This window comes from Phenylobacterium sp. (assembly GCF_036263695.1).
Taxonomy (GTDB): domain Bacteria; phylum Pseudomonadota; class Alphaproteobacteria; order Caulobacterales; family Caulobacteraceae; genus Phenylobacterium.
This window is the reverse complement of sequence record NZ_DATAGM010000426.1, coordinates 1-5,649: the sequence shown is the minus strand read 5'-3', so window position 1 is coordinate 5,649 and position 5,649 is coordinate 1. Positions and strand designations below refer to the sequence as shown.

General features: G+C 73.4%; 7 protein-coding genes. 2 read left to right on the top strand and 5 right to left on the bottom strand.

The window, feature by feature from the left end:
- The 4 genes from VHK87_RS17330 to VHK87_RS17315 form a co-directional block, all read right to left on the bottom strand.
- On the bottom strand, positions 1-194 hold a 194-nt coding region (locus tag VHK87_RS17330; RefSeq protein ID WP_329636142.1), incomplete at its 3' end, for a GTP-binding protein.
- A 78-nt stretch (positions 195-272) separates the two neighbouring features.
- Positions 273-1,319, bottom strand: coding sequence for an ATP-dependent DNA ligase (locus VHK87_RS17325; protein ID WP_329636141.1), 1,047 nt, complete (start codon positions 1,317-1,319; stop codon positions 273-275).
- Positions 1,320-1,361: 42 nt separating this feature from the next.
- A complete protein-coding gene (locus VHK87_RS17320; protein WP_329636140.1) occupies positions 1,362-1,742 on the bottom strand; it encodes a hypothetical protein in 381 nt (126 codons plus the stop codon).
- Positions 1,743-1,818: 76 nt separating this feature from the next.
- Positions 1,819-2,151: a DUF1491 family protein gene (locus tag VHK87_RS17315; RefSeq protein WP_329636139.1), complete on the bottom strand. Its 333-nt coding sequence runs from the start codon at positions 2,149-2,151 to the stop codon at positions 1,819-1,821.
- A 100-nt stretch (positions 2,152-2,251) separates the two neighbouring features.
- Between VHK87_RS17315 and VHK87_RS17310 the strand changes: the two genes are divergently transcribed.
- Positions 2,252-3,148 (top strand): hypothetical protein, encoded by an 897-nt coding sequence (locus tag VHK87_RS17310; protein ID WP_329636138.1) that lies wholly within the window; start codon positions 2,252-2,254, stop codon positions 3,146-3,148.
- A gap of 38 nt (positions 3,149-3,186) precedes the next feature.
- Here the strand turns inward: VHK87_RS17310 and VHK87_RS17305 are convergent, their stop codons facing one another.
- Positions 3,187-4,800 (bottom strand): HAMP domain-containing sensor histidine kinase, encoded by a 1,614-nt coding sequence (locus VHK87_RS17305; RefSeq protein ID WP_329636137.1) that lies wholly within the window; start codon positions 4,798-4,800, stop codon positions 3,187-3,189.
- A gap of 251 nt (positions 4,801-5,051) precedes the next feature.
- Between VHK87_RS17305 and VHK87_RS17300 the strand changes: the two genes are divergently transcribed.
- Positions 5,052-5,649 (top strand): HAMP domain-containing sensor histidine kinase (locus tag VHK87_RS17300; protein WP_329636136.1); only part of this gene is annotated, 598 nt, incomplete at its 3' end.

The window sequence follows — 5,649 nt, the reverse complement described above, 5'->3', positions numbered from 1 at the left end:
TCGCGCTCGATCTTCATCCAGTCGGAGCGGGTGCGGCGATTCTCGCCCCTCGCCCGCACCTGGCCGGCCGCGCGGATGGCCCCGCCGGCCAGCAGCAAGTTCTCGGTGAGAGTGGTCTTGCCGGCGTCGGGGTGGGAGATGATCGCGAAGCTGCGCCGGCGCGCGGCCTCGGCGGCCGGTGAGTTGGAGGTCATGGGGTGCGCCGATAGCCCGCCCCGCCCCCTTAGGCAAACCCGCCGGTGGCCGCAGCCACCTCCTCTCAGCCGAGGTCCTCAGGCCGCCGAGAGCTGCTTCACCAGTTCCTCGGCGCTCGCCGGCGGCTTCAGCTGCTCGAAGGTGCACTGGCGGGGCGCCTTGTCGGGGCGCCAGCGGAGCAGCTTGGTTCCGTGGCGGAAACGCTCCCCGGTGACGTGGTCGTAGCGGACCTCGACGACGAGCTCGGGCTTCAGCGGCGTCCACTCGGTGGAGCGCTCGTTGCTCCAGCGGCTCGGCCCGCCGGGCGCGGACCCGGTGAAGCCTGGCGGCTCGGCCAGCGCCTCCAGCCGCTGGGTCAGCGCCGGCCGCTCGGCGTGCGGGATGGTCGAGGTGAAGCCGACATGGTGCAGCAGGCCGGCCTCGTCGTAGAGGCCGAGCAGCAGCGAGCCGACCTGTCGCGCGCCCTGCGCGTAGCGGAAGCCGCCCACAACGCAGTCCGCGGTGCGCATACGCTTGATCTTCAGCATCGCCCGCTCGCCGGCCTCATAGGGCCCCTCCAGCCGCTTGGCGATCACCCCGTCCAGCGCCGCGCCCACCTGGTCCAGCCAGGCGCAGGCGGTCTTCGGATCCTGCGTGCCCGGCGAGAGCCGCACGTCGGCGGCCTCACCAAAGCGCGCGACCAGCGCCTCCAGCGCGGCGCGGCGCTCTTGCAGCGGCGACTGCAGCAACGAGCGCCCCTTCTCGTCCAGCAGGCAGTCGAACAGCACCAGGCCCGCGGGCGTCTCGGCGGCCAGCTTGCGGATGCGGCTCTCGGCCGGATGCAGCCGCATCTGCAGGGCGTCGAAGGACATCTCGCCGCCGACGGCGATGGTCAGTTCGCCGTCGATGACGAAGCGGGGCGCCGGCAGGGCGGCGAGGGCCTGGGCGACCTCGGGGAAGTAGCGGGTCAGCGGCTTTCCGGACTTGGACTTCAGCTCCACCTCGGCGCCGTCGCGAAAGGCCAGGCACCGGAAGCCGTCCCACTTGGGCTCGAACCACCAGCCGGGCCCCTCCGGCACGTCGTCGACCAGCTTGGCCTCCATGGGCGGCAGGTCGAGCGGAATCGGCAGGTCGGAGAGCGCCATGCCGGGGAGAACACTCCCTGCGGCGCGCCGTTCCGGCCGGCGCTAGGCCGGCACGCGCCGCCAGATGGCGCGCTCGACGACGGCCGTATCGAGCTCCCCGTCCCGCTGGCGGCGGTAAAGGTCGGCGATGACGTCGACGGCCAGGCTGGCGAACTTGGCCTTCACCTCGGCCGGCTCGCAGCCAGGCCGCGGGGCGGCGAAGCTGGCGGCGTTCACCTCCGGCGCCTTCAAGCGGATCAGGGCGGCCAGGCGCTGGGCCTTCTCGGGCCGCACACGGTGCAGCGTCGGGTTGGCCGCGAACATCTCCCGGCCCAGCTTCACAACTGCGTCCAGGGACAGGTTGGCGACCTGCGCGCCCATGCCATCCTTGGCGAGGTTGACCCCTGCCGTGCTGATGACCGCGTCGTTGAGTAGGAAATGCATACGGCCGACCTCTGCTGTCGGCCATCTGTTACCCTTCGGGGTTTCCGACCGGCTTCCAAAGGCGGTTTCCGGGCCGCTAACCCTGCTCCACGGGCTCGGTCAGGAAATGGCGGCCCTGCTTGTCCTCGATCTCCACCACCCACAGGTCCGGATCGATGCGGCTGGCCCGCTCCAGATAGCGGTCGAGGTCGGGCTCCTGCTCCGAGGCGGCCGGCCGCATCCATACGCGCTCGCCGTCGCCGCGGGTGGCCTCGGCGTAAAGGCGGGCGGTATTGTCGGAGCGGTTCAGCACCTTGACGATCACCGCCCCGGCCCGCGGATCGCCCTTGCGCGCCACCACGGCGAAGGCTCCGCCCAGCTCGGCCCGGCGGATCAGGGCCGCCACCCACACGTCCGTCGAAAGCAGCATCGGCGCCCTTTGTACGAACATCGTCAACCGAACGGAAACGCCGGAGCCCTAAGGCTGTCCGTCACCGGTCGGGAACGACCATAGGGGAAACCATCCGTCCATGACGAGCCCGCGCAAAAGGCGCGCCGCGGCCCTTGCGGGCGCAGCTGCGCTGGCGGCCGGGCTGGCCGGCGCCGCCGCCGCGGCTCCCCTGGACCTGCTTCACGAGCGCGCCCTGATGTCGGCGGCAAACGCCCGCTGCGGGCTGTTCGACCCCCAGGTCGCCGCCGCCCTGTCGGCCGGCCAAGCCCAGGCCCGTGGGGACTCGCGACGGAGCGGCGCCTCGGCCGCGCAGGTCGCCGCCACCGAGGCGGACGCCCGCCGACGCGCCGCCGCCCAGGCCTGCGATGCCCCCAGCCTGCGCGCCGCCGCCGCGCGGGTGCGCAGCGCCTTCGAGGGCTACGCCCGCATCGAACGCATGACCTATCCCGGCGAGATCGGCGCCTGGCGCGCCGACCGCGGCTCCAGCGCCCGGCCGCGCTGGCGGCTGGCCCAATCCACCGCCATCGGCGGCCGCCCGGCGGTGTTCGGGTTGGCCGGACGCGACGGGGCCGAGGCCCTGCTGGCCGTGGCCGAGTTCCCCGGCGGGCGGCGTCCCTACGCCGCGCGGCTGGTGATGCGGGACGTGCGGCGCACCTCGGGCCCGGTGCTCGACCGCCGCGGCACGCGCGCCGGCGCGACCGTGCCCCTGTCCCGGCGCATGCCCGCCGGCTACGCCCTGAAGAGCTTTCCCGCCGAAGCCCGGGAGGCCGCCCCCGGGGCGCTCGCCCCCTCGGGGATGAAGCAGGGGTGGGCCTTCCGCTTCCCCGCCGAGGCCGCCGGCGCGCTGGCCGGCCTCGACCCGCGCGAGGCGGTGGCCGTCGAATTCCTGTTCAGCGGCGCCCCGGAGACCATGCGGGCCTACATCGAAGTCGGCGACTTCGCCGCCGCCCGCCAGTTCCTCACGCTCGCCCGCTAGTCCTACCTCCCCCGCAAAGCGGCGGGAGGGGGATCGCCCTAGTGGATCGTCGCCTGGCTCTCGACCGGCGGGACAGCGGCCGGGACGGGCGGGTGTTCGCGCAGCAGGACGGGCAGGCTCACGGTGACCTGGGTGCCTTCGCCGGGCTGGCTCTCGATGATCATTTCGCCGCCGTGCAGCTCGGCGAAGGCGCGCACGAGCGAAAGGCCCAAGCCCGTGCCGCCGGCCCGGGCGTTGGCGTCGCCGGCCTGCTCGTAGGGGCGGCCGATCCGCTTCAGGTCCTCGGGGCCGATGCCGGCGCCGGTGTCGCTGACCACCAGCTCCATCGCATCGCCCACCTCATGCAGGGCGACCGTCACCTGCCCATCGGCCGGCGTGAACCTAAGGGCGTTGGAGATCAGGTTGAGGGTGATCTGCTTGATGGCCCGGCGGTCGGCGTCGACCATCAGCGGCTCCTTGGGCAGCACCCCGCGCAGCTGGATCCGCGCCCGGTCGGCCTGGCCCCGCATGAGCCGCAGGACGGCGCTCACCGCCTCCCGGGCGTCGAACTCCTCGCGCGCCAGCTCGAAGCGCTCGGCCTCGATCTTGGACATGTCGAGCACGTCGTTGATCAGGTCGAGCAGGTGGCCGCCGGATTCGTGGATCAGCTCCGCGTACTCGGCGTACTTGTCGCTGAGCGGCCCGAACAGCCGCGCCCGCATGATGTCCGAGAAGCCCATGATGGCGTTCAGCGGCGTGCGCAGCTCGTGGCTCATGTTGGCCAGGAAGCGGGACTTGCCGGCGTTGCGCGCCTCGGCCTGTGCGCGGGCCTCTTCGAGCTCGCCCTCGCGCGCCGCCTGCCAGGCGGCCGAGCGCATGGCGCCCACCAGGCGTCGCGCAGCCGCCCTGCGCAGCACCAGCGCCACCGGCTGCTGCGCCGCGCCGGCCGGCGTGAACCTGACTTCCGCCTCGCCCTCGGCCAGCGCCTTACGGATGGCGGCCTCGATGATCTGCTTCTGATCGGCCTCAGCGGCATCGGCCAGTCGTCGGCCCGGCAGCTTCTCCGGGTCCAGGCCCGGCGCGGCCGGCCCGTAGGCGGACTGCACCTTGCCCTCAGCGTCCAGGGCCACCAGCACGAAGGGCTGCTCGGCCAGAAGCCGCTCCATCTTCACCTCTGCAGCCCGCCCGCGGCGGACTTCGCCGGTCTGGCGGCGCTGCAGCAGCACCACGCCGGCGGCCAGCCCCCCGGCAAGGCTGGCCAAGGAGAGCAGGCGCAGCCAGTAATCCGTCCAGTTGGCGATCGGGGTCGGCGGCAGCGAGATGGCGGCCATGGCCGCCAGACCTGCGGCGATCAGGGCCGCAGCCCCGCCCAGCGCCGCCAGCCGCACCTCCCCGGTCGCCGCCGCCGCGGCCAGCGGGGCCAGGCACCAGAAGGCGAGCGGGCCGGTGAGGCCGCCGGTCAGCAGGCTGGCGCCCACGGCGCAGCCCGACCAGGCGAGGATCAGCGCCACCCACGCCTCGCGCCGGCCGCCGACGACCAGGCCCAGCAGCGCCGGGGCCGCGCCCACGACGAGCGCCGCCCAGGTCAGCTGGGTCACCTCGGTCCTGCCCAGCCACAGCGCCGCCGCACCCGCGGCCACGACCGCCAGCCAGCCGGCGGACCAGGCCGCCACGGCCCGCGCACGCCGCGCCTGCGGGGCGGGCGGAGCGGCCGTCTGGGAGGTTGCCGGGGTCTGGATCGACAAGGGCCCTGTTCGCGAGATTCGGGTCGGATGGAACGGGGCCGACCTTAGCCGCCCGGGACCTGCGGTGCGAGTGCGCTCGCGTCTCGGGCGATGCCGCCGCCAAACCCCAGCGAAACCAAATCGTAAGCGGGGGCAGCGATGGTGGCCGCCAGATCAAAGGGGCAGAAGGTCCTGCGTCAATGGCCGACCCGGCCCGGCCCCTGGCCGAACTGATGATGCTCCCGGCCGCGCCGGCCACAAGCGCCGAGGACCAGAAGCGCGCCTTCCTGCGACTGATGAGCCATGAGCTGCGCACGCCGCTGAACTCCATCCTTGGCTTTTCGGAGATCCTGGCCGGCGAGCTCTACGGGCCGCTTGGGGCGCCGCAGTACAAGGAATACGCCGAAATCGTCCGCGGCAGCGGCCAAAAGCTGCTGGAGCTGATCAACCAGCTGCTGGAGCTGGCCCGGCTGGAGTGCGGCCTCGGCGACCTCGAGCCTCGCGCCGAGCCGCTGGGCGCCGCCGTCGAGGAGGTGGTCGAGCAGTTGCAGACCGAGCGGCGGGTGCGTATCGCGCGCCCCGACGGCGCCTGCACAGCGTTCGCCGATCCGCGGGGGCTCCGCACCGTGCTCGGCAATGTCATCGGCAACGCTCTGGCCGCCTCGCCGCCGGACGCCGAGGTGCTGATCCAGCTGCGGGTCGCCGGCGCGTGGACCGAGATCGACGTGCGCGACGCCGGCCCGTTCGTGCACGAGGACGACCTGGCCCGCCTGCTGCGGCCGTTCGAGAAAACGGAGG

Excerpts from the sequence above, each read along its gene's own strand:
- VHK87_RS17325 (WP_329636141.1), bottom strand. The coding sequence starts at position 1,319 with ATGGCGCTCTCCGACCTGCCGATTCCGCTCGACCTGCCGCCCATGGAG.
- VHK87_RS17320 (WP_329636140.1), bottom strand. The coding sequence starts at position 1,742 with ATGCATTTCCTACTCAACGACGCGGTCATCAGCACGGCAGGGGTCAAC.
- VHK87_RS17315 (WP_329636139.1), bottom strand. The coding sequence starts at position 2,151 with ATGCTGCTTTCGACGGACGTGTGGGTGGCGGCCCTGATCCGCCGGGCC.
- VHK87_RS17310 (WP_329636138.1), top strand. The coding sequence starts at position 2,252 with ATGACGAGCCCGCGCAAAAGGCGCGCCGCGGCCCTTGCGGGCGCAGCT.